This is a genomic window from Pseudomaricurvus hydrocarbonicus (genome assembly GCF_011602365.1).
GTDB classification, from domain to species: domain Bacteria; phylum Pseudomonadota; class Gammaproteobacteria; order Pseudomonadales; family Cellvibrionaceae; genus Pseudomaricurvus; species Pseudomaricurvus hydrocarbonicus.
In genome coordinates, this window is record NZ_JAAONZ010000025.1 from 1 (window position 1) to 24506 (window position 24506).

The following is a 24506-nucleotide window of genomic DNA, read 5'->3' on the forward strand; positions in this document are numbered from 1 at the left end:
GGAGTTGTGCCCTGAAAAAGGAAATCGTTCAAATAGTAAACTGAATCAGGGTTTGAAGCTCAAACTGGCCGCTGGCGCGGCCTTGATTGCGACGGAGCTGGGTATTGGTGAAACATCCGGGCTAGTCTGTTGCGCTGCCTTGTTTATCGGTCGCTAAAATTCTGTGCGGAAACACAAGCAGATTAAACACAGAGAGGCGCTTTAAAAGCGCCTCTCTGTTTGGTTCATCCGCCTGGTTCAGCGGACGTTAGTTTGATTCGCCTGAACGCTTACTGCTCGTCGATGAAGCCGCGCAGGTGATCGGAGCGCGAGGGGTGGCGCAGTTTGCGCAGCGCCTTGGCTTCGATTTGACGAATACGCTCACGAGTGACATCGAACTGCTTGCCCACTTCTTCCAGGGTGTGGTCAGTGTTCATGTTGATGCCGAAACGCATGCGCAGCACTTTGGCTTCCCGAGCGGTGAGGCCGGCCAGCACTTCTTTAGTAGCTTCTTCCAGACCCTGAGAGGTCGCGGACTCCACGGGTGAAGTGATGGTGTTGTCTTCGATGAAGTCGCCCAGATGTGAATCTTCGTCATCACCGATCGGGGTTTCCATGGAGATGGGCTCTTTGGCGATTTTCAGTACCTTGCGAACCTTGTCTTCCGGCATTTCCATCCGCTCGCCCAGTTCTTCCGGAGTCGGCTCACGGCCCATCTCCTGAAGCATCTGGCGGGACACTCGGTTCAGCTTGTTGATGGTTTCAATCATGTGCACCGGAATACGGATGGTGCGCGCCTGATCCGCAATGGAGCGGGTGATGGCCTGACGAATCCACCAGGTGGCGTAGGTTGAAAACTTGTAACCGCGGCGGTATTCAAATTTGTCGACGGCCTTCATCAGGCCGATGTTGCCTTCCTGAATCAGATCGAGGAACTGCAGGCCGCGGTTGGTGTATTTTTTCGCAATTGAAATCACCAGACGCAGGTTGGCCTCGACCATTTCTTTCTTGGCGCGGCGGGCGCGAGCTTCGCCAATCGACATGCGACGGTTGATCTCTTTGATTGAGCTCAGGTCCAGTTGTGCTTCTTCTTCCAGCTGCTTCAGCTTGCGCTGCGCACGGAGAATTTCGTCACACACGGTTTTGATGGAATCGGAGTAGTCGCGTTTTTTGGCGATGATGTCCGGGATCCAGTCTTCATTGATTTCGTTGCCAGGAAACTCTTTGATGAAGGTTTTGCGTGGCATTTTCGCAGTGCGAACACACAGGCTCATGATGCGGCGCTCTTCAGTGCGCACACGATCCAAGACGCCGCGAACACGGTTGTAAAGTGGATCAAACTGACGTGGCGGCAGCTTGAAGAACTTAAACACTTCGCCTTGCTCTTCCAGCGCCTGAGCAGCCTGCTTGCTCTCGCGGCCGTATTTTTCGAAGGCCTGGTTGGCCGCCTCAACAACTTTCACCAGTTCGGCAACGCGGGCTTTGGCTTCTTCGGGGTCTACGCCGCCGGTGCTTTCTTCATCGTCGTCGGCATCGGCGTCATCGCTCTCGCTTTTCTCCGCGGCCGCCTTGCTTTGGTCCAGGGCGGAAGGAACGTCTTCAGCAGGATCGAGCCAGCCAGCAATCACGTCCGGCATGCGACGTTCTTCTTGCTCGATCAGATTGTACTCATTGATAAAGGTTTGCACGGTGCCTGGCCAATAGGACATGGCGTGCATCAATTCACGGGTGCCTTCTTCGATGCGCTTGGCAATGGCGATTTCGCCTTCACGGGTCAGCAGCTCAACGGTGCCCATTTCACGCATGTACATGCGCACGGGGTCGGTGGTGCGGCCGGCTTCAGTTTCTACGGCGGCCAGGGCGGCTGCGGCTTCGGCTGCGGCGATTTCATCGGCGGAGGAGTCACCGTCAGCCATCAGCAGGGTGTCTGCGTCCGGTGCGGTTTCAAAGACCTGAATGCCCATGTCGTTGATCATCTGGATGATGTCTTCGACCTGATCCGGATCGGAAATGTCCTCGGGCAAATGGTCGTTCACCTCGGAGTAAGTCAGGTAGCCTTGCTCCTTACCGCGGGCGATCAATTCTTTGATGCGAGACTGTTGCTGCTGAGCGTGTTCAGACATTCGAGAACCTGTAAGCTTGCTTGATGTTTAAAAGACGGGAAAACATGAAATTATAGCCTATATGTTGAGCCATGTTCTAGAAATTCAACCTTGAGGTGTGAAATTTACCGATAAAACAGCTCTTTGTTCGGACGCCGGGCATTTTCCTGATCATTTTTACAGAGTTAGGTCCGATTCGGGGCTGGATTGGTGTGCAATTCCCGAATCTGTTGTTTCTCTGATTCGCTCAGCTCATTAAAGTTCTTGGCGCTGAGCTTTTCCAGTGTCTGCTTCTGTTTTTGTTTGGCCAGATGGCTTTCGAGGCGGGTCAGGCAGTCCAGGTATTCCTGTTGGGCGTTGTAAGCGCCTCTCTGGCGAGCATCGTTGAGCAGCTCCACGGTGGCCAGCTTGGCGAGCTCATCGGTGGCTTCAGCCCCTTTGGTGCCGCGCCAGTGGCCCAAAACCCGCGGCAGGCTGTAGCTGGGGCGCTGCCTGAGAAATTGCAGCAGTTCCAGGTAAAGCTTCAGGTCGCGGTCCTCACTCTTCTGGATGTTGGGGGTGTCCGGGGTTGTGGGCACCAGCTCCGGGTGTTGCAAGATCAGGGCGCAGAGTAATTTGCTGGGCGGCAGTTTGATGGGGCCGCGGTAGCCCATAGCGGGTTTTGGTGTGAGCGATTGCGTGGGTGTGGCGTAGTAGCCCGGCTCTTCATGGGGAGGGGGGGCATTGTCATCGTCAGGGCCAAGGTCAAAGCCATAGTCGTTCGCGTCTGGGAATGCCCGGTGCACGGGCGGGGTGGGGGTGTGACGACCCTGCGCTGCGGGAGTGACGGCGGGAGGCTCGTCATGGGGCGCTGAAAGGTCATGCCCGCGTTGCGAGCTGGGGTGCCCGGGGTATTCTTTAGGCTGGAGGGGCGGTGCGGGCCTTTCTGCCGGCGCATCGACCAGCTCCATGAGTGTGTCTATGGGCAGCCCGGTGCGCTGGGCCAGGTTGGCAAACATCAATTCCCGAAACACCCCGGCGGGCAGTTTGTGCAGCAGGGGCGCCGAGCGCTTGCTGAGGCGCGCGCGTCCTTCCATGGATTGTATGTCAATGCCGTCGGCCACGCTGTCGAACAGAAAATCTTCCAGCGGCACGGCCAAGTCAATCATGGCCGTGAACTTGTCGGTGCCGACCTGGCGCACCAGGGTGTCCGGGTCTTCGCCGTCGGGCAGAAACAGGAATTTCACCTGGCGCCCGTCCTGCATCGAACTGAGGCTGTTTTCCAGTGCGCGTCTGGCGGCATTGCGACCGGCTTCATCGCCGTCGAAACAAAACACCACTTCCTGGGTGTATTTGAAGGCGAGGGCGAGGTGATCTTCGCCACAGGCAGTGCCGAGTGTGGCGACGCCGTAGCGGATACCGAACTGGGCCAGGGCCACCACGTCCATATAGCCTTCAACCACCAGCAGGCGCGGCAGCTGCCGATAGGCCTGGCGGGCCTCAAACAGGCCGTAAAGCTCCCGGCCCTTGTGGAACACCGGGGTCTCCGGGGAGTTCAGGTATTTGGGTTTGTCGTCTCCCAGTACCCGGCCGCCAAAGCCAATGACCCGCCCGCGAGTGTCGCGAATGGGGAACATGATGCGGTTGCGGAAGCGGTCGTAGCGTCGACCGTCTTCGGGGCGTTCAATCAGCATGCCGCCTTCGGCGAGCAGGTGTTTATCTTCGTCGGTCAGGCCAATGGCCTTGAGCAGATTGTCCCAGCCGGGTGGCGCGTAGCCGATGCCGAAGTCACGGGCAATCTCACCGCTCAGCCCCCGCTGTTGCAGGTAGTTGATGGCGTGCTGTCGCGCCGGACTGTGACGCAGTTGCTGACGAAAGAACTGGTCGGCTTTTTCCAGCAACTGATAAAGGTTTTTACGCTCTTGCTGGCGCGGTGAGTCATCGCGGGCTTCACGGGGAACTTCCAGCCCCACCATCTTGGCCAGCTCTTCGACGGCGTCGGGGAAGTTGAGGCGGTCGTGTTCCAGCACAAAGCCCAGTGCGGTGCCGCTGGCGCCGCAGCCAAAGCAGTAGTAGAACTGCTTATCGGGGCTGACGGTAAAGGAGGGGGTTTTTTCTTCGTGAAAAGGGCAGCAGGCGCTGTAGTTTTTACCGGTCTTTTTCAGTTTGACGCGGGCGTCCACCACATCGACGATATCGATGCGATCCAGAAGATCGTCAATGAATGTTTGGGGAATTAAGCCGGCCATGTACCGAGTTTACCGTGTCTGCGAGAAAGCGGATACTGTTTAGAAAACTCGATTTCAGTCAATCGGGCGGTATTTGTGGTCGGTAGAGAGTGGCGCTGTTGTGGTGGTGGCCATGCGGGCTTTAGCCCAGCTTGGCTTTGACCAGCTTGCTCACTGCGCCGACGTCAGCGCGGCCTTGAACCTGAGGTTTGATCAGCCCCATCACCTTGCCCATATCGCGAGCGCTTTCCGCGCCGCTGTCGGCAATAGCTTTGACGATGATCTGATCCAGTTCTTCATCGCTCAGGGCTTCGGGGAGAAACTCCTGAATCACGACCATTTCGGCGCGTTCGATGTCTGCCAATTCTTCACGCCCAGCGTCTACATACTGGGTGATGGAGTCGCGTCGCTGCTTGCACATCTTGTCGAGAATGACCAGCAGGCGGGCGTCATCGACTTCAATGCGCTCATCTACCTCAATGCGTTTGATCTCGGCTTGAATCATGCGGATGGTGCCCAGGCGCTGTTTTTCTTTCGCGCGCATGGCGGCCTTCATGGCATCTTTAAGCTGATCTTTCAGGGCAGTTGACACGTTTTTGCTCCATATTTCACACGGCTGTGCCGCGAGAGGTCTCGCGGCACACGGTGAATTGCAAGGGGGTTCGAGTGGAAGTCCGGGCTTAACGTTAAAGCTGTATCAGGCTTCGTGTCTGAACCGATTTACCAAGCGCTCTTAGTACAGGCGCTGGAACTTGCGGGATTCGCGCTGAACCTTTTTGGCGTGACGCTTAACAGCGGCAGCGGCAGCACGCTTACGAACAGTAGTTGGCTTCTCGTAGAATTCACGACGACGTACTTCGGCCAGAACGCCGGCTTTTTCACAAGAACGCTTGAAGCGACGCAGTGCAATATCAAATGGCTCGTTTTCTTTAAGTTTTACTGAAGGCATCTTTTTACCTGTTAAGTTGTCAATTCACCGAGAGAAACACCAGTATCCGGACAGCCCGAACAAAGGAATATTTCTCATAATCCAAGGGGCGCAAATTCTATACACTTCACTTTAAGACTGCAATACGAATATGTGCTTGAAATTGATGTTTTGACTGGCTCTTGGGCCTCAGGCTGATTATCATGCCCGCCTTCGAGAGGCATTTTACGATAATGGGGCAGTGAAAACCGCCCAGAAGCCGCAAAAAAGGCCTCAAAACGACTATCGACGCGATTCTCACGATGAAGCGCGATCAAACTCTTTGAAATAGGCATTTTCCATGCGTGTGTTGGGCATCGAGACCTCCTGTGATGAAACGGGCATAGCACTCTATGACAGCGAACAGGGTTTGTTGGGGCACAGTCTTTACAGTCAGATCGCCGTCCACAGTGAGTACGGCGGTGTGGTGCCAGAGCTGGCGTCACGGGATCATGTGCGCAAAACCCTGCCTCTGATTAATGAGGTGCTGGCCAATACGGGTCTGACCAAGCAGGATATTGACGCGGTGGCCTATACCTCTGGCCCCGGACTGGTGGGGGCCCTTATGGTCGGCGCCTGTATCGGTCGGTCGCTGGCCTATGGCTGGAACGTCCCCGCGGTGGGTGTTCACCATATGGAGGGACACCTGTTGGCCCCGATGCTGGAAGCTGAGCCTCCCGAATTTCCGTTTGTGGCCCTGCTGGTCTCTGGTGGTCACACCCAATTGGTGCAGGTGGATGGCATTGGTCGCTATACCTTACTGGGTGAATCACTCGATGACGCCGCCGGAGAAGCCTTCGATAAAGCGGCTAAAATGCTCGATCTGGATTACCCGGGGGGGCCCGAGGTGGCCAAATTGGCCGAACAGGGTAATCCTGAGCGATTTACGTTCCCACGACCGATGGTGGATCGCCCGGGGCTCGACTTCAGCTTCAGTGGGCTGAAAACGTTCACCCTCAATACCGTGGCCGAGCACGCCCTGGAAGATGGCCTGCCGGACGATCAGACCTGTGCGGACATCGCCTGTGCGTTTCAGGAGGCGGTGGTGGACACGCTGGTGATCAAGTGTCGCCGGGCGTTGCAGCAGTCCGGTTTCAAAACCCTGGTGATTGCCGGCGGGGTTTCCGCCAATACCCGCTTGCGGGAAAGGCTGGAAGCGGCTTTGGCAAAAATTGGTGCCAAAGTGTTTTACGCACGCCACGAATTCTGTACCGACAATGGCGCCATGATTGCCTATGCCGGCTGTCAGCGTTTGCTGGCGGGGCAGGGCGAGGCGCTGGGTGTGACCGTGACGCCGCGCTGGCCGCTGGACACTCTGCAACCCGTCGAGACGTCAGGGGATTAGGTTTTGCGAAGGCGTTTGTTCGGGTATTCCGAGCATCGCCTGGCTGGCCCGGGGCACTGCCTTGCGGTCTCTTTTTAATGGCTCCACTTAACGCTTCCGGGGATCATCACTATGGACATCGTTTTCATCAACGACCTGCGCATCGATACCATTATTGGTATTTATGATTGGGAGCGAGAGGTTCGGCAGACGGTCAGTCTGGATCTGGAGATGTCCTCGGATATCCGCCAGGCGGCGGCGACCGATGATATACAATACGCACTCAATTATAAGTCCGTGGCCAAGCGCTTGATCGAGTTCATTGAGGGCAGTGAGTTTTTATTGGTCGAAACCATGGCGGAGCAGGTCTGCGACATTGTTCGCAGTGAGTTTGGGGTGGCGTGGGTAAAACTGTGTTTGCGAAAGCCCGGGGCTTTGCGCCATTCCCGCGATGTGGGATTGATCATTGAGCGCGGAGAGCGGTTCTGATGGCCAGGGTATATTTGAGTTTGGGGAGCAATATTGAGCCCCGGACTTACATCGCTGCCGGTTTGGATGCGCTGGCGGATCGGTTTGGCGAGTTGGTGATTTCGCCGGTGTACGAGAGTGAGGCGGTGGGATTTGATGGCGATAACTTTCTTAATCTGGTGGTGGGGGTTGAGACCGCCCTGTCCGTGGGGGAGTTGTCGCTGCAGCTTAAGGCCATAGAAGACGCCAACGGGCGTGAGCGCAGCGGCCCCAAGTACAGCGGACGGACGCTGGATATTGATATCCTGACTTACGACGACGTTTGTGGTGTGGTGGACGGTATTACCCTGCCCCGTGGCGAAGTGCTGAGAAACGCCTTTGTGCTGCAGCCCTTGTCGGACATTGCTCCGCAACAGAGGCATGCCAAAACCGGAGAGTCCTTTGCCGATCTGTGGCAGAGGTACGACCGGGATCAAAAATTATGGAAGATCGATTTCCACTGGCAACGCCAACAGATTTCTTGCGCTGACTGAGTTCTTGACTTGAAGTTGTCCCCCGCTCACATTCTTGTGTTTGATTCCGGCCTGGGCGGTTCCACCGTTATGCAGGCGATTCAGGCGCGCCTGCCATATTGCCGTTTCAGTTATGCGCTGGATGATGCCTGGTTTCCTTTTGGTGAAAAAAGCGACGCACAGTTGCTGCCCCGTATTCTCGCCTATTTTGAGGCGTTGCTTGAGCAGGCTCGACCCGACCTGGTCGTGATCGCCTGCAATACCGCCAGCACTTTGGCCCTGGATCATTTGCGACAGCGCTTTGAGGTGCCCTTTGTCGGGGTAGTGCCTGCGATCAAGCCTGCGCTTGAGCTTAGTCGTTCCGGTGTGGTGGGCTTGCTGGCAACCCCTGCGACCGTCAGGCGAGATTATGTGGATCGCCTGTGGGCGGAGCTGGCGTTAACCCAGTCGGGGCTGGAAGCACAGGGGCGCCGCCAGTTGATTAAATTTTCCTGCCCGGCATTGGTGACGCTGGCGGAGGCCCGCTTGCGAGGTAAGGCCTTTGATGAGCTGGAGTTTGAGCGAGCGGTGGCGGCCATCAAAGCTCAGGCGGGGGCTGCCGGGGTCGATGTGTTTGTCCTGGGTTGCACGCACTTTCCGGCGTTAACGGATCGCTTGTCGGCCTGCTGGCCTGAAGACGTACAATGGCTGGACTCTGGTGACGCCATTGCTCGGCGAGTGGAGTTTTTATTGCGCAGCGGCGGGTTGCCGAATGGGGGGCTGTATCACGAAAGCTTGAGGCCGCAGCCGGGCCGCGCCGCATCAATGGGGGCCGCATCGGGGGTGTTGTACCAAACCGGTCGACTCGATGTTGAAGGCGCGGGCAAAAACGCGGCCCTGCCCGAGGTGCTGGTACAGTCTGGCGTAAAACACCGCAAGCCATTATGCCTTCAGGCAGTGGCGGCAGCGTTATAGCGTTCGGTATCAAGCCTTTCGAGAGAGCGTGTTCTTAAACTCTGGCCAAAACTGGCTCTGCTGGCCGGTGACGGCTTGCAAAGCCAGTTGGCGCACAGTTATCAGTGGATATCGATGCGACGACTGCTGGCCGTTTTGGTTTCGGATTTTGGCACGGTAAGCGTCAAAATACCGTTCTTGAAGGTAGCATCGATGTCGCCTTGTTCAATATCACTGCCCAAATTGAAGCTGCGAACAAACTTGCCATAGCGCCTTTCCTGGCGAATGATCCGTCCGTCTTTTTCTTCTTTATCTTCCTGGTGGCTTTCGGCTTCAATGCTCAGTACCCCGTCTTCCAGTGTCACCTGTACATCGTTCTTGTCGATGCCCGGAAGCTCGGCGCTGATGAGGTATTGATTGTCCTTTTCCCTGACTTCAATGCGGGGCGAGAAGGTACTCCCTTGCTTGCCATTAAAGGTGTCACTTAACAGCTCGGGTGTGCGGAAACGTTCTAACAGATTGTCAAAATCAAATATGGAGTTGCGTGGTATTAAGCTCATGGTAGCCTCCATTATCTGCGGTGTATGAGCATATTGATTATAGAACCGAAATCGTATTTCTACAGCCTGCCTCGCAATGCTCGTTGAGCTGGCCTCTCAGTGCATTTGATTGGCGCAGCGAATACAAAGTTCGGCACTGGGCAGGGCTTTCAGCCGTTGCTGGCCGATGGCTTCGCCGCAATTGCTGCAGGTGCCGTAGGTGTTGGCGCCCAGTTTTTTCAGGACGTGCTGTATCTGCAGCAGTTCGTTGGCGGTCTGGTTGGCAATGCGCAACAGCACTTCATCGTTTTCCCGCTCCTGCGCTTGTTCCTGCCAGTCGCGGCTGTGCGATTGCTGCAGGTCCGTTTCCAGCGCGGTGAGCTGCTGGGAGAGTTCCATTTGTCGACGCAGTAATTGCTTGCGTGCTTGTAGCTGGTTCATACGCCCTTCCTGTCTGCAGTGCTTTTGTCATAGTGTTTGTCGAGGTGATGAGGCCGCCTCTCAAGCTGCCTATCAGGCGTCTACACCCCTGTTTAGTTAAGTATGTAAGGAAAAATGGAAATGACTATTGAGCCAGATCAATAAAATGTCGGGATGTGGGGGTATTTGTCAGCGGGTGGGGCTAATGATCAGTGGCTGGGAGAGCGGTTGCGTGGGATCGTGGGGAAAAGGGTCGAGAGAAATGATCGTTATAAAACGTGGCAAAAAACGGTAGCCGGGCGGTCAGATACGGGGTCAGCTCACACCGCCGGCCGGGTCGGCCGCTGTGTGAGCTGATGTCTTTTAACTCTTCATTAACTCTTCAGTTTTTTATACTGCATCCGGTGTGGTTGAGCGTCATCCCCTTTGCGGTCCACCAGGTCTTCGTGGTATTCCGTGTAGTTGCCTTCAAAGAATTCGATGTTGCCGTCATCTTCGTAGGCCAGGATGTGGGTGGCTACCCGATCCAGGAACCAGCGGTCGTGCGAGATGACCAGGGCGCAGCCGGGGAAGTTCAGCAGGGCTTCTTCCAGGGCCCGCAGGGTTTCGACGTCCAGGTCGTTGGAGGGTTCATCGAGCAGCAGCACGTTGGCGCCCTGTTTCAGGGTGTGGGCCAGGTGTAAGCGGCCGCGCTCACCGCCGGACAGTTCGCCCACGCGTTTCTGCTGGTCACTGCCTTTGAAGTTAAAGCGACCCACGTAGGAGCGGGAGCTGACTTCGTAGTTGCCAATGCGGATGATGTCCTGACCGTCGGAAATTTCTTCCCACACCGTCTTGTTGTCGTCCAGGTTTTCGCGGCTTTGTTCCACGAAGGCCACGTTGACGGTATCGCCCAGTTCCACTTCACCGTTGTCCGGCTGTTCGGCGCCGGCAATCATTCGAAACAAGGTGGATTTACCGGCGCCGTTGGCTCCGACAATACCGACGATGGCGCCTTTGGGGATGCTGAAGCTCAGGTCGTCGATCAGCATGCGATCGCCAAAGCTTTTACTGACGTGATTAAAGTTAATGACTTTGTCGCCCAGGCGCTCGCCGGGTGGTATATAGATTTCGTTGGTTTCGTTGCGAGCCTGAAAATCCTGGGACTGCATTTCTTCAAAGCGGGCCAGGCGGGCCTTGTTCTTCGCCTGACGACCTTTGGGGTTCTGGCGTACCCACTCCAGTTCCGCCTTGATGGCTTTCTGGTGTGAGGCCTCGGATCGCTGCTCTTGTTCCAGGCGGGCTTCTTTCTGCTCCAGCCAGCTGGAGTAGTTGCCTTCATAGGGAATGCCGCGACCGCGGTCCAGTTCCAGGATCCAGCCAGCGGCGTTGTCGAGGAAGTAGCGATCGTGGGTAATGGCCACGACGGTGCCGGGGAAGTCCACCAGAAAGCGCTCCAGCCAGTACACGGATTCGGCATCCAGGTGGTTGGTGGGTTCGTCCAGCAGCAGCATGTCCGGGCGCGACAGCAGCAGGCGACACAGGGCAACGCGGCGGCGCTCACCACCGGAGAGTTTGGTGACGTCGGCATCCCAGGGTGGCAGGCGCAGAGCGTCAGCCGCCGCTTCCAGTTTGTGGTCCAGATTGTGGGCATCCCAGGCCTGGATGATGTCCTCCAGCTGGCCTTGTTTTTTGGCCAGTGCGTCAAAGTCGGCGTCGGGCTCGGCGTAATCCGCGTAGACCTGCTCCAGGGCGGCCAGAGCATCAAGGGCTTCCCTGACGCCGTCTTCCACATTGCCGCGCACGTCTTTTTCCGGGTCCAGCTGCGGTTCCTGGGGCAGGTAGCCCACCTTGATGCCCGGCATGGCGCGAGCTTCGCCGTTGATGTCCGTATCAATACCCGCCATGATGCGCAGCAGGGTGGATTTACCCGAGCCGTTCAGGCCGAGCACACCAATTTTGGCGCCAGGAAAGAAGGACAGGGAAATGTCTTTAAGGATTTCACGTTTGGGTGGGACGATTTTGCCCACTCGGTTCATGGAGTAAACGTACTGTGCCATATGGCTGGAGACCTCAGTGCGGGTTGAAAACAAGTTGAATGGCAGCGCCGTTGTGGTGAATGCCATTGAATGGGCGCAAGTGTGGGAAAAAGCCGCCACAGAGTCAAATGCAATCCCCATAAAAGTCGCTTTTAGGTCTATTTGCTGTATGGATGATGGGCTATAGAAAGCTTTGCCATAACCGCTGGGTGCGGTGGCGCGAAAGTCGGTTTCTCTTTCTATACTGTGGGTATTGGGGGCGACGATGTGTCGATCGCCCGCCCCTGAGCGGGGAAACTTGGACGTTACCCAAATGCGCGATAGCGACGATAACGAGAAACAACACGGCGTTCTGGTACCGGTGAATGAGGTGAGCTGGCCCTGAAGCTTGAGTTGAGAGCGTAGCGAGGGGACGTTGTGTGACAGCTGAGAAGCCACGGCATGAACAACTGAAGGGCGAGCACTCTGCGGCTGATCCGACTCAGGGTGGGCGAGTTCCGTGTGAGCAAGCGGGCCATCAGAGCCTGGTGGAGTCGGTCTCTGAAGGTCATTTGCTGGCGCAGGTTGCCGATCGCCTCAGTGATCTGGTGTTGGGGGTGAGTTTCGATGGCGCGCTTTACTATGTCAGTCCATCAGTAGAGGAATTGCTGGGATACAGCAGTCAGGTGTTTTTAAGACTCTATAACCAATCCCTGGCCTATCAGGAAATGAGTTGCGAGGACGATCAGCGTTTTGCCGCTTTGCAGGCCTATTTGCGTCGTCAGGCTTTGGCGGTGACTTCCCGAGCTGGTCGAGAGGGGATGGGGGAGCCGGAAACGCTTCAGGTGAATCACCGTGACGGTTTTCATTTGTATGTGAGCGCTCAGTGCCTGCCGGCGCATGCGGTTGATGGTGGCATTGAAGGGGTGGTGTGTATCTGTCATGACCTCTCGACGCGCAAGCACAGTTCCGACGCTATGGCGCTGGCTTTTAAGGTCTTTGAAAACAGCTTAACCGCTATTTACATCACCAACGGTCAGGGTCTCATTGTTCAGGCGAATAAGGCTTTTGTGCGTCTGACGGGCTATAGCCTGGAGGAGGTCATTGGCGAATCCCCCAAGCTGATGGATGTGGACCGCTATTCGAAGGCCTATTTTCAGGCCATCAGTGACCATCTGGAGCGTAAAGATTACTGGGAAGGTGAAATTCACCATCGCCGCAAGGATGGACAGGTGTTCCCTGCCTGGGCGGCGATCTCGGTGTTGCGCGATGCGAATCAAAACGTCACCAACACCATCAGCTATTTTGCGGACGTTACGGAACGCAGGCACAGTGACACTCAAATACACCAGCTTGCGTATTTTGATGCGTTAACCGGATTGCCCAACCGCAGTTTGTTTGCGGACCGCGTGCTGCAAGCCGCCCGCCGGGCGAAGCGGTCTGATCAGTGGTTGGCGGTGCTGTTGCTGGACGTGATCAGGCTGACACACATTAATGATATCTATGGACACAGCGTCGGCGATGCCCTGCTGTGTGAGTTCAGCCGGCGGCTGCAGGACTGTGTGCGCAACGAAGATACCGTAGCCCGCACCGGGGGCGATGAGCTGGGTCTGTTGTTGTCCGGGATGTCCGACCGCGCTCAGACGGTCACGATCGCAGCGCAAATTGCTGAGAAAATTTGTCATCACTTGGCGCAACCGGTGGTGATTGGGCGCCACCGGGTGTTGGCCGGGGTGTGTGTGGGTATCGCCCTTTATCCCGCCGATGGCAGTGAAACTCACACCTTATTGCACCACGCTGAAATCGCGCTGCAAGGCGCCAGACAAGCCGGGAAGCACCACTACCGATTTTATAATGAGGCGATGACGGTCAGTGTCAAGGCGCGGCTGGCGAGTGAAAACGCGCTGTTTCAGGCGCTCAGGTTGGAGCAGTTTGAAATCTACTACCAGCCGCTGCTGTCGACGCAAGATGGTACGGTGACGGCGGTTGAGGCGCTGCTGCGCTGGAATCATCCGGACAAGGGCGTGCTGCTGCCGATCGAGTTCCTGTCGGTGGCGCAAGCCAGCGGGTTGATCCGGCCGATCGGAGACTGGGTGTTAAAACGGGTTTGTGAGCAATGGTGGTGCTGGCGTCATCAGGGAGTTTCGGTAGGGCGGGTAGCGGTGAATGTCGCCCCTGAACAGTTCGCCAAGGGCCACCTGTTGTCGGAGCTGCGAAGCGTTTTGCGGCAGACGCGCATTCCGGCCGGCACCCTGGAGCTGGAGCTGAGCGAGGAAGCTCTGAACCTTTACCCATCCGACATGCCGGGTTGGCTGGAGGAGATGCGGCGCATGGGGGTGAGTTTGTGCCTCGATCACTTTGGTGCCGGGTATTCATCAATGCAGGAGTTAAAGAGTTTGCCGCTGGACCGTCTCAAGGTGGATCGCCGCTTTATCGGGGCCTGGCCAGCCGTGGAGGATCGGCGAGCCGTACGGGCGATGGTGGCACTGGCCAAAAGTCTGGAGTTAAACATTGCCGTAGAAGGGATTGAAACCCGGGCGCAGCTGGAATTTGTCCAGCAGTTGGGGTGTGATGAGGTGCAGGGGTATTTCCTGGGGCGGCCAGAGCGCTCTCAACATTTGCCGTGGGTATGATATAGTACGACACTGTTGATTAGATAGAGCGTTGGGGAGCAGTGCCGTGAGGCCACAATGGGCCCAGCTCCAACACCGACCTTGCTGTATTTTTTCCGCAATATAGTCCATTTGGTGCGCAATATAGTCAATTGGCCTTTGCCGGCCGGGTGTCTATTCTGCTCTGGATAATGAACTGCATACATTAATCATAATAAGTCGTTGAGCAGGTCGTTTGTTTCAAAGGCTCAATAGCCCGTTATGAGCGACAGATTACAGATTGAGAGGATTACTCATGGCCCTTGAAAAGCCAATTGCTGATACTGATGATGCCCGCGAAATCGCTGCCATGATCACCAGAGCCCGTGCGGCTCAAGCCCAGATTGAAAATTACACCCAGCAGCAGGTCGATGAGCTGATTACGGCTATGGTCTGGTCCTGCTGTCAGCCCGGAGTGGCTGAACACCTTGCTCAGCACACGCTGGATGAGACCCAGCTGGGCGATTACAACGGCAAGTTTGCCAAGATCTCCGTCAAGACCCGTGCGGCCCTGATGGATATTATCGACGACAAGTCCGTGGGCGTGATTGAAGAAGACGCTGAGCGCAATATTATCAAAATTGCCAAGCCGGTAGGTGTTATCGGGGCCTTGTCGCCCTCCACCAACCCGGAAGCGACGCCAGTGATTAAGGCCATCAATGCCGTGAAAGGCCGCAATGCGATTATTGTCGCCCCGCACCCCCGTGCCAAGATCACCAACAAAATGATCGTTGACAACATGCGTGCGGCCCTCGAAAAAATGGGGGCTCCGGCGGATCTGGTGCAAGCCATTGAGCTGCCCTCCCTGGAAAAAACCAACGAGCTGATGAAGCAGTGCGACCTGATTCTGGCCACCGGTGGTCCGGCGATGGTGTCTTCGGCCTATTCCAGTGGTACACCAGCGCTGGGGGTGGGTGCGGGCAATGCGGTGATCACCGTGGACGAGACCGCAGACCTGGACGACGCAGCAGAGAAAATCCGCATCTCCAAGACGCTGGATCTGGCGGCGTCCTGTTCTTCCGATAACGCGGTGATTGCGGTCGAGGCGGTGTATGACCAGCTGCTGGAAAAACTGATTGCGCAAGGCGGCTACCTTGCCAACGCCGACGATTACAAAAAAATCGCCGACGTGCTGTGGGAAGACGGTCACCTGAACGCCAAGGTGGTGGTGAAACCCGCTCCGGTGCTGGGTGAATTGGCGGGTGTGAATATCCCGTCAGACCGAACCTTCATCATCATGCCCGAAACCGGTACCGGTCCCGAGCATCCGTACTCCGGCGAAAAACTGTCGGTGATCATGGCCTTTTACAAAGTCAAAGACATGGATGAGGCGGTGGCACTGACCAACGAAATCCAGGCGTATCAGGGTATGGGTCACTCCTGTGGTATCTACTCCAACAGCGACGAGAACATTCTCAAGCTGGCACTGGCCACCAAAACTTCCCGTGTCATGGTCAACCAGCCGCAGGCACCGTCCAATTCCGGCAACCTTTGGAACGGTATGCGCCAGACCTTCTCGCTGGGATGTGGTACCTGGGGCGGTAACTCCACCAACGAAAACATTAACTGGAAGCATCTGGTTAACGTGACCTGGGTGTCCAAGCCATTGGCGACCCCCAAAGTCCTGCCCGCGGACGAAGAACTGTTTGGTGCTGTGATCGACAAACTGAAGTAAGCATTACGTCAGTTGCGATAAGAAAAAGCCCATTTCACCTGGTGTGAAATGGGCTTTTTTGTGGGTTGGTGTTTCTCGGCTTATCCTCTTGCGGGGGCCCCAAAATGGATGCCAGCTGCGATCATCCGCAAAGTATTGTCAGGCCCTGGCAGCCTGAGACCATTTGCGCATCCGGATCAGTTGGAAAACCACAATCGACGCCAAAATCAATCCACAGCCCATCCATTGATTGATCAGCATGACTTCGTTGAGGATGAAAACCCCCATCAGTGTCGTCCATACCGGCTCCAGCACCAGAATCATCCCGGCGTTGGTGGCGGTGGTCAGTTTCATGGCGTAGATCTGCAAGGCAAAACGCACCAGTGACGTGAACAAGCTGCAGACGATGATCCAGCCCCAGGCTTCCTGGCCCCAGTTAAGCGTCAGCGTTTCCTGACGGTAGAGCGCCGCAATCACCGCGGCCGTGCAGCCGATGATGCCTACCGTGGTGAGCTGAATGGCGGTCAATGCCATTGGCGGGATGTTGGCAACATGGCGAGAGGTCATCACAAACTGCAGCGCAAACATCAAGGCCGCGGCTAACAGATACAGGTGGGAAATTTCCAACTGGATCTCTTCGCCGAGCGTCAGTAGGCCAAGGCCAGAGACGGCCATTGCCAGCGGCAGTAACAATTGTCGGGATATCCGGTCTCCGTAGACGATACGGCCGGCTACAGGGATCATAATGACCGCCAGGCTCATGATAAAAGAGGCTTCCCCGACGCGATCACTGTGCAGCAGGCCTTGCACCCACAGCAACAAGGCGACTGCGAACAGGAGTCCGGTTTTGACCGAGATAATCCATTGTGGCCGGCTAAGTTTTATCAGTGACCGGTAAACGATCATCCCCAATAAGAGGCCTGCTATCAGCGAGCGCAGGCCGATAAACCAAAAGGCTGGGACGTACTCAAGAGCGGCTTTGGAAAATAGCCAGCCGACGGCGGCGATAAGGGTAACCAGAATCAGGATTCCGTCACCTTTGAGTCTGCTGGACATGTGTATCCTTGTGAGGCCCGTTTTCCGGGGGAGGGCTGAATGAGCGATTGGCGCGTTATCCCATAATGTGTGAACCGCAGTGTCCGGCCACAATACATGGCTACAGATGACAAAATGGGAGCGCGCATTATAGAGTGTATTCAGCTTTTCAACAGCCCGCTTTGCCACTGCGTTTACTCGACGGGTTAACCGGTCTGCTGTGGGCAAAATTGCAGCTGAATCTGAATAATCCGGTGAATGCTCTGGCGGACATTCCTCTCAAGCAGGAGTTGGATCAGCGGGACTAGCGCCGGGTAGTGGCGGCAGCGATGGATGAACTGCTTGCGGTGGCAAAAGCCAAGGGCATCTTGTTGCCCCAGTTGGGGCCGCAGCCGCCACATCGCATACCGACCTTCCTGAGACTGCCCAACTGGCTGTATTCCCGGCTGGGGCACAAGATCGACCCCCAGGCGCGCTCATCCATGTGGCAGGACTTGTGTGATGGACGCGAGACGGAAATTGAATTCCTTAACGGCGCCGTGGTCCGGCTGGGTGAAGCGGCGCGGGTGCCGTGACCGGTCAATCAGGCCTTGACTCGATTAATTCATGAGGTCGAAGCCGGCAAGCGCAGCCGCGGTATTCCGGCGAAAGAGTTGTCGCTACTGGTTCGCTGAGGCGCGCTTATTGGGGGCATTCTCGGTCCCTATTCGGGCGCATTGGTTTTACCGCCATGCACTTTCTCCCTTAGTGTCTGGAATATTTTGAAGAAAACAGGCACCAACAGAGTCCCGCCAATTACCCCGGCAATCGTACCGCCGAAGATGGACAGCCCCAAAGACACCCTGGCCGCTGATCCGGCTCCGCTGGCAATCACCAGCGGGAACACCCCGACCAGGAAAGACAGGGCGGTCATGGTGACGGGCCGGAAACGCAGTCGGGCAGCTTCGACAGTGGCCTCATGCAGCCCCCGGTTCTCGGCTTCGCGCAGCGATTTGGCAAACTCCACAATCAAAATCGCCGTTTTGGCGGACATGCCAATCAACAGCACCAGTCCGATTTGTCCATAGAGGCTGAGTGACTCTCCCGTGATTAACATGCCGATCAGTGCGCCAATCATGGCCACAGGAACGGAGAGAATGATTGAGATGGGGGTGATCATGGACTCATACAATGCCGCTAAAAATAAATAGGTAAACAGCAGGGATAGCCCCATGGCGATCGGTGCCATGTTGCCGGATTTGCGCTCCTCGAAGCTGGAGCCGGTCCAGTCGTATCTGAAACCGCTGGGCAGTGAGTCGAATGATAATGTATCGATGGCGGCCATGGTCTCGCCGGAGCTGTAGCCGCCCGCGTCATTGGGGCGGCCGTTGATAATCGCCGAGTCGTAGGTGTTGTAGCGATAGAGGATGTCCGCTCCCTGCACCAGAGACGTGCTGACGAAGGTACGCATGGACACCATTTCGCCTTGGGCATTGGCGACATACAAGTTGGCCAGGTCGTTTTCGGTCTGGCGAAATTGTGAATCGGCCTGAACCATGACCCGGTAGGTCTTGCCGTACAAATTGAAATCATTGACGTAATAGCCGCCCAGCTGGGTTTGCAGGGTCAGGAATATATCGCTGATCGAAACGCCCAGGGTTTTGGCCTTGATGCGGTCAATGGTCAATTCAATTTGGGGGTAATCTGCACGGAAAGTCGAAAAGGCAACGCTGACTTCGGGCAGGCCGTTCATGTCGCCAATCAATTTCCCCAGAGCGCGAGCCATGTTTTGAGCCCCCTGGCTTTGGGTGTCCTCCAGCACATAGGAAAAACCGGCCACCGCCCCCATGCCCGGCAGCGCCGGGGCCCCAAACACGGTTACCCGACCACCGGGTATTTGGCTGAACAGGGCTTTGTACTTTTGTTGCAGGGCAAACTGGTGTTGATCGGGGGCTGTTCGCTCTCCCCAGGGTTTCAGCTTAACGATGATCATGCCGGCGTTGGGTTGCAGGGCTGCATTTAAAATGCTGAAACCATTGACCGAGAGGATTGTTTCAATGGCGGGATCATTTTCCAGAGTGGCATACAGTTTATCGACATAGTCGGACGTGCGGTTTAAGGAGGCCGCAGGTGGTAACTGCACCTCAACCATGAAGAAGCCCTTGTCTTCTTCCGGAATGAAACTGGTGGGCACTAAGGTGAACAGGAAAACCAGCCCGGCAAACAGGGCCACAATCAACAGCGAGCTGATTAGCAGGTGTGAGGCCAGCCAGCCAACCAGGTTGACATAACCGCGGGTAATGCTTGAAAACACGGCATTAAAACCGCGAATTAACGGGTTGGGTTTATGGTGTGATTGTTTCAGCAGCAGTGAGCAAAGGGCGGGGCTGAGCGACAGCGCGTTAATCATGGAGATGATCACGGCGACGACCAGAGTAATGCCAAACTGGGCAAACATTTCTCCGGTGATACCCGGTAATAACAGGGTGGGTCCAAACACGGCTAAGAGTACCGTCGACGTAGCGAAAATGGGGGCCGCCACTTCTCGCATGGCCTGTTGGGTCGCCGGACGGGCCTCCAGGCCCTCGTCGTGCATTAACCGCTCGACGTTTTCCACCACGATGATGGCATCGTCCACGACCAGACCAATGGCCAGGATTAACGCAAACAAGGTTACCGTGTTAATGGTCAAACCGAGCAGTTGCAAGACCGCCAGTGTGCCGATAATGGATACGGGGACGGCAATGGTCGGTACCAGGGTGGCGCGCACGCTGCCGAGAAATAAATAGGTTACAAAAATAACCAGCGCGATGGTGAAGAACAGCGTCAGGACAGTTTCTTCGAGTGAGGCTTCAATGAAGAGTGTGGTGTCGTGCCCGATGATATGACCGACACCATCCGGGAAAAACTGACTCAATTCATCCATTTTGGTCCGCACTGATTCCGCCACTTCCAATGAATTGGCGTCGGACAGTTTATACACGGCAAGCAGTACACCGGGCTTGTTGTTGTATTCTCCAAAACCCTTGTAGACTTCGGAGCCCAGCTCCAGTCGTGCCACATCTTTCAGCCGTAAAATGGAACCCAGAGGATCGCTGCGTAAAATAATGTTGCCAAATTCCTCTTCTGACACCAGCCTGCCCTTGGTTTTGAGCACGTATTGAAATTGCGTCTGCGGCGGACTGGGCGCGGCTCCCAGCTGACCCACGGCCGCCTGCACGTTTTGCTCCTGCAGGGCCGCCAGTACCTGTGACACGGAAATTTTGTTATTGGCCAGCTTGACGGGGTCCAGCCAGAGGCGCATGCCGTAATTGAGAGCTCCAATGATACGAGCGTCACCCACCCCATCAAGGCGGGCGATTTCCGGAAGGACATTCAAACTGGTGTAGTTGGAGAGGTAGACGCCATCCACCGTGTCGTCCGGTGAAAACAGGCTGACCACCATCAACATGTCTGAAGAGGTTTTGCGAACCTTGATGCCGCGCTTCAGCACTTCCGCCGGCAGTCTTGGCTCGGCCAGCGCGACGCGGTTTTGAATGTCCACCTGAGCCAGTGACGCATCGACACCGGTCTCGAACGTTACCTGCAAGGTGTAGCTGCCGTCACTGGCGGAATTGGATTGCATGTAGATCATACCTTCCGCGCCATTGACCTGATCTTCAATCGGACCCGCGACGGTTTCTTTCACCGTTTCGGCACTGGCACCCGGGTAGTTGGCAAACACCCGGACTTTAGGTGGTGCGATTTCCGGGTACTGGTCAACCGGCATGACAATCGCTGCCAAGAGTCCAAAGATCGTAATGAGTATCGAGATGACAAACGCAAAGCGCGGACGTTTGATAAAAAACTGTGGTCCCATAGGGATCTCCAGTGATCGGTGCTGAAGTCAATGGCGTGGGCACCCCTCAAAAGAGACGGCCGCGTATGTGGTTCGTGTGGATTGTGTGTGGGGGTGACCGCTATTCCCCCAGGGTCACCGCCAGGCCGGGTTTGAGTCCTTGCAAACCGGGAGATACGATCCGGTCGCCGTCGCTGAGCCCTTCTTTGACGGCCCAGTCCTGACCGTCGCGGACACCCACCTCAATGTTTCTTCGCTGAATGACAAGATCCTGATCCAGCAACAGCACATAGTGACCCTGTTGGTCTTGGCGGATAAAATTTTGCGGGACCATGACTCGGGAGACTTTTTGTTGGGCTTTTCCGTTCACGATGACATTCTGCCCGGGCAGCAACAACCCATCGGGGTTGGGAAACAGGGCACGTGCGGTGATCATGCCGGTGGACTCTGAAGATTCATGGGACCAGTTCTGAAATTTACCTTTATGGGGGTAATCAACATTGCCCGCCAGTTTCAGGGTCACGACAAACTCGGGGATTTCGAGGCCGGACTTTTCCAATTTGGTGCGCAGCATCACCAACGCGTTATAACGGCTGAGCTCGACACTGGTGGACACATAGATGGGATTGAGTTGCACCAGTTCAAACAGGGGGTTACTTGAAGGGCCGACATTGTCGCCATTGGCGTAGCCGGGTTTACTGATTCGACCGGAAAAGGGGGCCTTGATTTTGGTGTGGGAAATATCCAGCTCGGCCTTTTCCAGTTGGGCTTCCGCTTTGCTGACCGAGGCTTCGGCCACGGCCAGGTTGGCCTTGGCCGTGTCGTAGTCCAGTTGGGAAATAAACCCCTTGGGCATCAGAGATTCAGCGCGTTTCCAGTTGGCTTTTGCCTGCAGGGCACTGGCTTGTGCGGCTTCCACTTCGGCTTTGGCCGCATGCAGGGCGCTGCGATAATTCTCATCATTGAGCTCAATCAGTAGGTCGCCCTTAGTGACGAGATCACCCGCTGCGAAATGATTTTTGAGGAGCGTCGCGGTGACTTCCGGGCGGACTTCGGCCGTCTGTATGGCTTCGATAACCGCGGGCAACGAAAAGGCTGGCTGTAAATCCCGACTGGCGGCCCTGGCAATTTCACTGCTGGGAATGGTGGGTTTTGCAACCGCGGGTGGCGGCTGATTGTCAGTTTCTGATTTGCCACATCCTGCAAGCACGAATGTCACAATTATCACGCTGTACAGCGATCCCAATTTCATTCCGATATCCCTTGTTGGGTTAGGGGCAAAGTGTTCCTTAAGAGCGCCTGTCTTTAGTCAGACTCATTTTCATAGTGTTAGGTATAGCAGATGGTGGTTGCGACGCGAGGTAAGGGCGTGGGTTGTCGTTTGAAATTAGATTTGAGAAGTATTGGGTGACAGAATGCGTGTGAAGAGAGGAGCAGTTCGAGGGCGTGCTGCTCCCGAGACGCTCGTTTTATGCAAAAAATTAACGGTGTTTACTCTTTCGGTATTGATCCGGAGAAAGGCCAATGACTTTTTTAAACAGGCGGGAGAAATAATAGGCGTCATCATACCCCAGCGCCGCGGCCACCTGCTTGACCGACTGGGCACTGGCATCTAACAAGTAACAGGCGTGTTGCATTTTTAAATTGATGAAAAACTGAATTGGTGAATGCCCGGTGAGCGCCTTAAAGCGTTTGGAAAAATGATACTTTGACAGCTTGCTGTGAGCCGCCAGTGAATCCAGATCCATTTGTCCGTGCAGGTGCTCATTCATGTAGGCGCGGGCTGAATCCAGATCAATCTGTTTGCCGCTTTTGGAGCGCTGCTGCCGCACCAGCAGCGCCAGGTGGCTCATGATTTGTTGCAGTTGGTGGCAGCCATGAACAAACGACGCGGTGTTGTAGCCGGAGTGACGCAGGCTGAACAACTCTTCAAAATCCGCAATGAGGCGTGGCTGGACGCCCAGTGACTGAATGGGGGCGTTGAGGTCCAGATGTCGGCAGAAGTCCGCACTGAGCAGGCCCTCAAAATGAATCCAGTAAATCGACCAGGGGTAGTTGCTGTGTGAGCTGTAGCTGTGGCTGACTCCTTTGGGCAGCAGAATCAGGTCGCCGGGACGAATGCGGTGCGGCTGTCCTTCCAGCATGAGGGTGCCGCGTCCGGCGGTGCAGTAGATTATCAGGTTGTTGTTGTGGGATTCTCGCACCATCTGGTGATGTTCCGCCTGTGGGTAGTAGCCCATAGCGACCGGATACAGGCCCCGGGTGAGGGGGTTGGCGGCCAGCTGGTCGATGAGGAATTGGGGGGTTAAAAACCTAATTCCTTTGGGGGGGAGCGGCCAGTTGGAGGTGAGCTGCATGTTAACTCTTTGAATTTTAAGGTTATGTTGATTTTTTTGTTTTTGACTAAACTTTATTTAGGCCGCAAGATGATCCATCATAATGCCAACATCGTCAATCCACAGGGTGTTGATGACTGTGTTCTACTCATGCCTCTGAGTGAGCACAACAGCAAAAATATAAAAATATCCGGATCTGCAGGTCTGACAAAGGCCAGGAGGCTTCTTTCGCAGTGGCCTTGTGCCAGGGGCTCCGGCATCTATCGAAACATGAGAGATCACTATGGACTTTAATTTAAGTGATGAGCAGTTGGCATTCCAGGACGCCGCACGCGCCTTTGCCCAGGGTGAAATGGCACCACTGGCGGCCGAATGGGATGAAAAGAAAATCTTCCCCAAAGACGTGATTGCCAAGGCGGGCGAACTGGGCTTTTGTGGCATGTATTGCCCGGAAGAAACCGGGGGAATGGGCTTGTCCCGCCTGGATACCGTCATCATCCTGGAAGAGTTGGCGGCTGGTTGCACCTCTACGGCCGCGTTTATTTCCATTCACAATATGGCCACCTGGATGGTTGCGACCTGGGCGACTGACGCGGTCAAAGCCGAATGGTGCGGCGACCTGACGTCGGGCCAGAAGCTGGCCTCCTATTGCCTGACAGAGCCCGGTGCCGGCAGTGACGCCGGTTCGTTGCGCACCAGCGCCAAAAGAGACGGCGATGAATACGTCATTAATGGCAGCAAGATGTTCATCAGTGGTGCCGGCAGCACGGATGTGCTGCTGTTGATGGCGCGCACTGGCTCTCAGCAGGACGGCGCCAGGGGCATCAGTGCTTTTGTGGTACCCGCGGACTTACCCGGCATTCACTACGGTAAAAATGAAGATAAAATGGGTTGGAATTCTCAGCCCACCCGAGCCATTACGTTTGAAGACGTGCGTATCCCCGCGGCCAACCTGCTGGGAAGTGAAGGTGAGGGCTTTAAAATTGCCATGAAGGGGCTGGACGGCGGGCGCATTAATATCGCCACCTGCTCCATCGGTGCGGCCCAGGCTTGCCTCAACCACACCCAGGTTTACATGCGCGAGCGCAAGCAGTTCGGTCAGGCCATCGCCAGCTTTCAGGCGCTGCAGTTTAAGCTGGCGGATATGGTGACGGAACTGGTGGCCGCCCGGCAAATGATTCGTCTGGCGGCGTGCAAGCTGGACGCCAACAGTGGTGATAAAACCACCTACTGCGCGATGGCCAAACGCTTTGCCACCGATGTCGGCTTTGAAGTGTGCAACAACGCGATTCAATTGCACGGGGGTTACGGTTACATCAAGGAATACCCCATCGAACGCTACATGCGCGACGCGCGCGTGCATCAAATCCTGGAAGGCACCAACGAAGTGATGCGGCTGTTGACCGCGCGTCGTATTTTGGAAGACGGTGCTACCGACGCGATACGATAGCTGTTTGGGTGAAACGATTGTGGCTGCCAGCCAGTGATGTGAGCAACTGAACTGGTGATGGCGGGTGTCGGGCCTCGCAGCGCTCCGGTACCCTGACTTTTAACGATAAGAATGA

20 protein-coding genes are annotated in these 24506 nt (G+C 55.8%); 9 read left to right on the forward strand and 11 right to left on the reverse strand.

Features of this window, described 5'->3' with window-relative positions; all coding sequences use genetic code 11:
* Positions 1–269: 269 nt before the first annotated feature.
* From rpoD to rpsU, 4 genes are all read right to left on the reverse strand, one after another.
* Entirely contained in the window at positions 270–2102 is a 1833-nt protein-coding gene (gene rpoD / locus G8770_RS21505) for an RNA polymerase sigma factor RpoD (protein WP_167191850.1), read from the reverse strand.
* A gap of 164 nt (positions 2103–2266) precedes the next feature.
* Entirely contained in the window at positions 2267–4309 is a 2043-nt protein-coding gene (gene dnaG, locus G8770_RS21510; RefSeq protein WP_167191852.1) for a DNA primase, read from the reverse strand.
* A gap of 121 nt (positions 4310–4430) precedes the next feature.
* Entirely contained in the window at positions 4431–4880 is a 450-nt protein-coding gene (locus G8770_RS21515) for a GatB/YqeY domain-containing protein (RefSeq protein WP_167191854.1), read from the reverse strand.
* 141 nt (positions 4881–5021) lie between these two features.
* Positions 5022–5237 carry a 30S ribosomal protein S21 gene (gene rpsU, locus G8770_RS21520; protein WP_167191856.1) on the reverse strand — a complete coding sequence of 72 codons (216 nt, stop codon included), beginning with the start codon at positions 5235–5237 and terminating at the stop codon, positions 5022–5024.
* Positions 5238–5556: 319 nt separating this feature from the next.
* On the opposite strand from rpsU, the gene tsaD reads away from it, so the two are divergent.
* From tsaD to murI, 4 genes are all read left to right on the forward strand, one after another.
* Positions 5557–6600: a tRNA (adenosine(37)-N6)-threonylcarbamoyltransferase complex transferase subunit TsaD gene (tsaD, locus tag G8770_RS21525; RefSeq protein WP_167191858.1), complete on the forward strand. Its 1044-nt coding sequence runs from the start codon at positions 5557–5559 to the stop codon at positions 6598–6600.
* A 111-nt stretch (positions 6601–6711) separates the two neighbouring features.
* Positions 6712–7068: a dihydroneopterin aldolase gene (gene folB / locus G8770_RS21530; protein WP_167191860.1), complete on the forward strand. Its 357-nt coding sequence runs from the start codon at positions 6712–6714 to the stop codon at positions 7066–7068.
* The gene (gene folK / locus G8770_RS21535) at positions 7068–7580 is read left to right on the forward strand and encodes a 2-amino-4-hydroxy-6-hydroxymethyldihydropteridine diphosphokinase (RefSeq protein WP_167191862.1); all 513 of its coding nucleotides are present in this window, start codon (positions 7068–7070) and stop codon (positions 7578–7580) included. The genes folB and folK overlap by 1 nt, the downstream gene beginning before the upstream one ends.
* 9 nt (positions 7581–7589) lie before the next feature.
* On the forward strand, positions 7590–8513 hold the full coding sequence (murI, locus tag G8770_RS21540) for a glutamate racemase (protein ID WP_167191864.1): 924 nt from the start codon (positions 7590–7592) through the stop codon (positions 8511–8513).
* Between the two features lie 101 nt (positions 8514–8614).
* On the opposite strand, the gene G8770_RS21545 is transcribed toward murI, so the two are convergent.
* The 3 genes from G8770_RS21545 to ettA all read right to left on the reverse strand — a co-directional run bounded on the left by G8770_RS21545 (position 8615) and on the right by ettA (position 11490).
* Entirely contained in the window at positions 8615–9052 is a 438-nt protein-coding gene (locus tag G8770_RS21545; RefSeq protein ID WP_167191866.1) for an Hsp20/alpha crystallin family protein, read from the reverse strand.
* A gap of 96 nt (positions 9053–9148) precedes the next feature.
* Entirely contained in the window at positions 9149–9472 is a 324-nt protein-coding gene (locus G8770_RS21550) for a TraR/DksA family transcriptional regulator (RefSeq protein WP_167191868.1), read from the reverse strand.
* A gap of 353 nt (positions 9473–9825) precedes the next feature.
* The gene (gene ettA / locus G8770_RS21555) at positions 9826–11490 is read right to left on the reverse strand and encodes an energy-dependent translational throttle protein EttA (protein WP_167191956.1); all 1665 of its coding nucleotides are present in this window, start codon (positions 11488–11490) and stop codon (positions 9826–9828) included.
* Between the two features lie 398 nt (positions 11491–11888).
* On the opposite strand from ettA, the gene G8770_RS21560 reads away from it, so the two are divergent.
* The gene (locus G8770_RS21560; protein WP_167191869.1) at positions 11889–14081 is read left to right on the forward strand and encodes an EAL domain-containing protein; all 2193 of its coding nucleotides are present in this window, start codon (positions 11889–11891) and stop codon (positions 14079–14081) included.
* Between the two features lie 274 nt (positions 14082–14355).
* Complete coding sequence (locus G8770_RS21565; protein WP_167191871.1) at positions 14356–15774, forward strand: aldehyde dehydrogenase family protein; 1419 nt, start codon at positions 14356–14358, stop codon at positions 15772–15774.
* Between the two features lie 138 nt (positions 15775–15912).
* On the opposite strand, the gene G8770_RS21570 is transcribed toward G8770_RS21565, so the two are convergent.
* Positions 15913–16809: a DMT family transporter gene (locus G8770_RS21570; protein ID WP_167191872.1), complete on the reverse strand. Its 897-nt coding sequence runs from the start codon at positions 16807–16809 to the stop codon at positions 15913–15915.
* 134 nt (positions 16810–16943) lie between these two features.
* Between G8770_RS21570 and G8770_RS21575 the strand changes: the two genes are divergently transcribed.
* Positions 16944–17096: a hypothetical protein gene (locus G8770_RS21575; RefSeq protein WP_167191873.1), complete on the forward strand. Its 153-nt coding sequence runs from the start codon at positions 16944–16946 to the stop codon at positions 17094–17096.
* A 9-nt stretch (positions 17097–17105) separates the two neighbouring features.
* Positions 17106–17363: a ketopantoate reductase C-terminal domain-containing protein gene (locus tag G8770_RS21580; protein ID WP_341771187.1), complete on the forward strand. Its 258-nt coding sequence runs from the start codon at positions 17106–17108 to the stop codon at positions 17361–17363.
* Positions 17364–17491: 128 nt separating this feature from the next.
* On the opposite strand, the gene G8770_RS21585 is transcribed toward G8770_RS21580, so the two are convergent.
* From G8770_RS21585 to G8770_RS21595, 3 genes are all read right to left on the reverse strand, one after another.
* On the reverse strand, positions 17492–20626 hold the full coding sequence (locus tag G8770_RS21585; protein WP_167191875.1) for an efflux RND transporter permease subunit: 3135 nt from the start codon (positions 20624–20626) through the stop codon (positions 17492–17494).
* Between the two features lie 100 nt (positions 20627–20726).
* Positions 20727–21857, reverse strand: a complete 1131-nt coding sequence (locus G8770_RS21590; protein WP_167191876.1) for an efflux RND transporter periplasmic adaptor subunit — start codon at positions 21855–21857, stop codon at positions 20727–20729.
* A 229-nt stretch (positions 21858–22086) separates the two neighbouring features.
* Positions 22087–22962: an AraC family transcriptional regulator gene (locus G8770_RS21595; protein ID WP_167191877.1), complete on the reverse strand. Its 876-nt coding sequence runs from the start codon at positions 22960–22962 to the stop codon at positions 22087–22089.
* Between the two features lie 262 nt (positions 22963–23224).
* Between G8770_RS21595 and G8770_RS21600 the strand changes: the two genes are divergently transcribed.
* Positions 23225–24391: an acyl-CoA dehydrogenase family protein gene (locus tag G8770_RS21600; RefSeq protein ID WP_167191878.1), complete on the forward strand. Its 1167-nt coding sequence runs from the start codon at positions 23225–23227 to the stop codon at positions 24389–24391.
* The last annotated feature ends 115 nt before the right edge of the window (positions 24392–24506 follow it).

Coding starts and splice junctions, on each gene's coding strand:
- rpoD (WP_167191850.1), bottom strand. CDS start 2,102: ATGTCTGAACACGCTCAGCAGCAACAGTCTCGCATCAAAGAATTGATC.
- dnaG (WP_167191852.1), bottom strand. CDS start 4,309: ATGGCCGGCTTAATTCCCCAAACATTCATTGACGATCTTCTGGATCGC.
- rpsU (WP_167191856.1), bottom strand. CDS start 5,237: ATGCCTTCAGTAAAACTTAAAGAAAACGAGCCATTTGATATTGCACTG.
- tsaD (WP_167191858.1), top strand. CDS start 5,557: ATGCGTGTGTTGGGCATCGAGACCTCCTGTGATGAAACGGGCATAGCA.
- folB (WP_167191860.1), top strand. CDS start 6,712: ATGGACATCGTTTTCATCAACGACCTGCGCATCGATACCATTATTGGT.
- folK (WP_167191862.1), top strand. CDS start 7,068: ATGGCCAGGGTATATTTGAGTTTGGGGAGCAATATTGAGCCCCGGACT.
- G8770_RS21545 (WP_167191866.1), bottom strand. CDS start 9,052: ATGAGCTTAATACCACGCAACTCCATATTTGATTTTGACAATCTGTTA.
- G8770_RS21550 (WP_167191868.1), bottom strand. CDS start 9,472: ATGAACCAGCTACAAGCACGCAAGCAATTACTGCGTCGACAAATGGAA.
- ettA (WP_167191956.1), bottom strand. CDS start 11,490: ATGGCACAGTACGTTTACTCCATGAACCGAGTGGGCAAAATCGTCCCA.
- G8770_RS21565 (WP_167191871.1), top strand. CDS start 14,356: ATGGCCCTTGAAAAGCCAATTGCTGATACTGATGATGCCCGCGAAATC.
- G8770_RS21570 (WP_167191872.1), bottom strand. CDS start 16,809: ATGTCCAGCAGACTCAAAGGTGACGGAATCCTGATTCTGGTTACCCTT.
- G8770_RS21585 (WP_167191875.1), bottom strand. CDS start 20,626: ATGGGACCACAGTTTTTTATCAAACGTCCGCGCTTTGCGTTTGTCATC.
- G8770_RS21590 (WP_167191876.1), bottom strand. CDS start 21,857: ATGAAATTGGGATCGCTGTACAGCGTGATAATTGTGACATTCGTGCTT.
- G8770_RS21595 (WP_167191877.1), bottom strand. CDS start 22,962: ATGCAGCTCACCTCCAACTGGCCGCTCCCCCCCAAAGGAATTAGGTTT.
- G8770_RS21600 (WP_167191878.1), top strand. CDS start 23,225: ATGGACTTTAATTTAAGTGATGAGCAGTTGGCATTCCAGGACGCCGCA.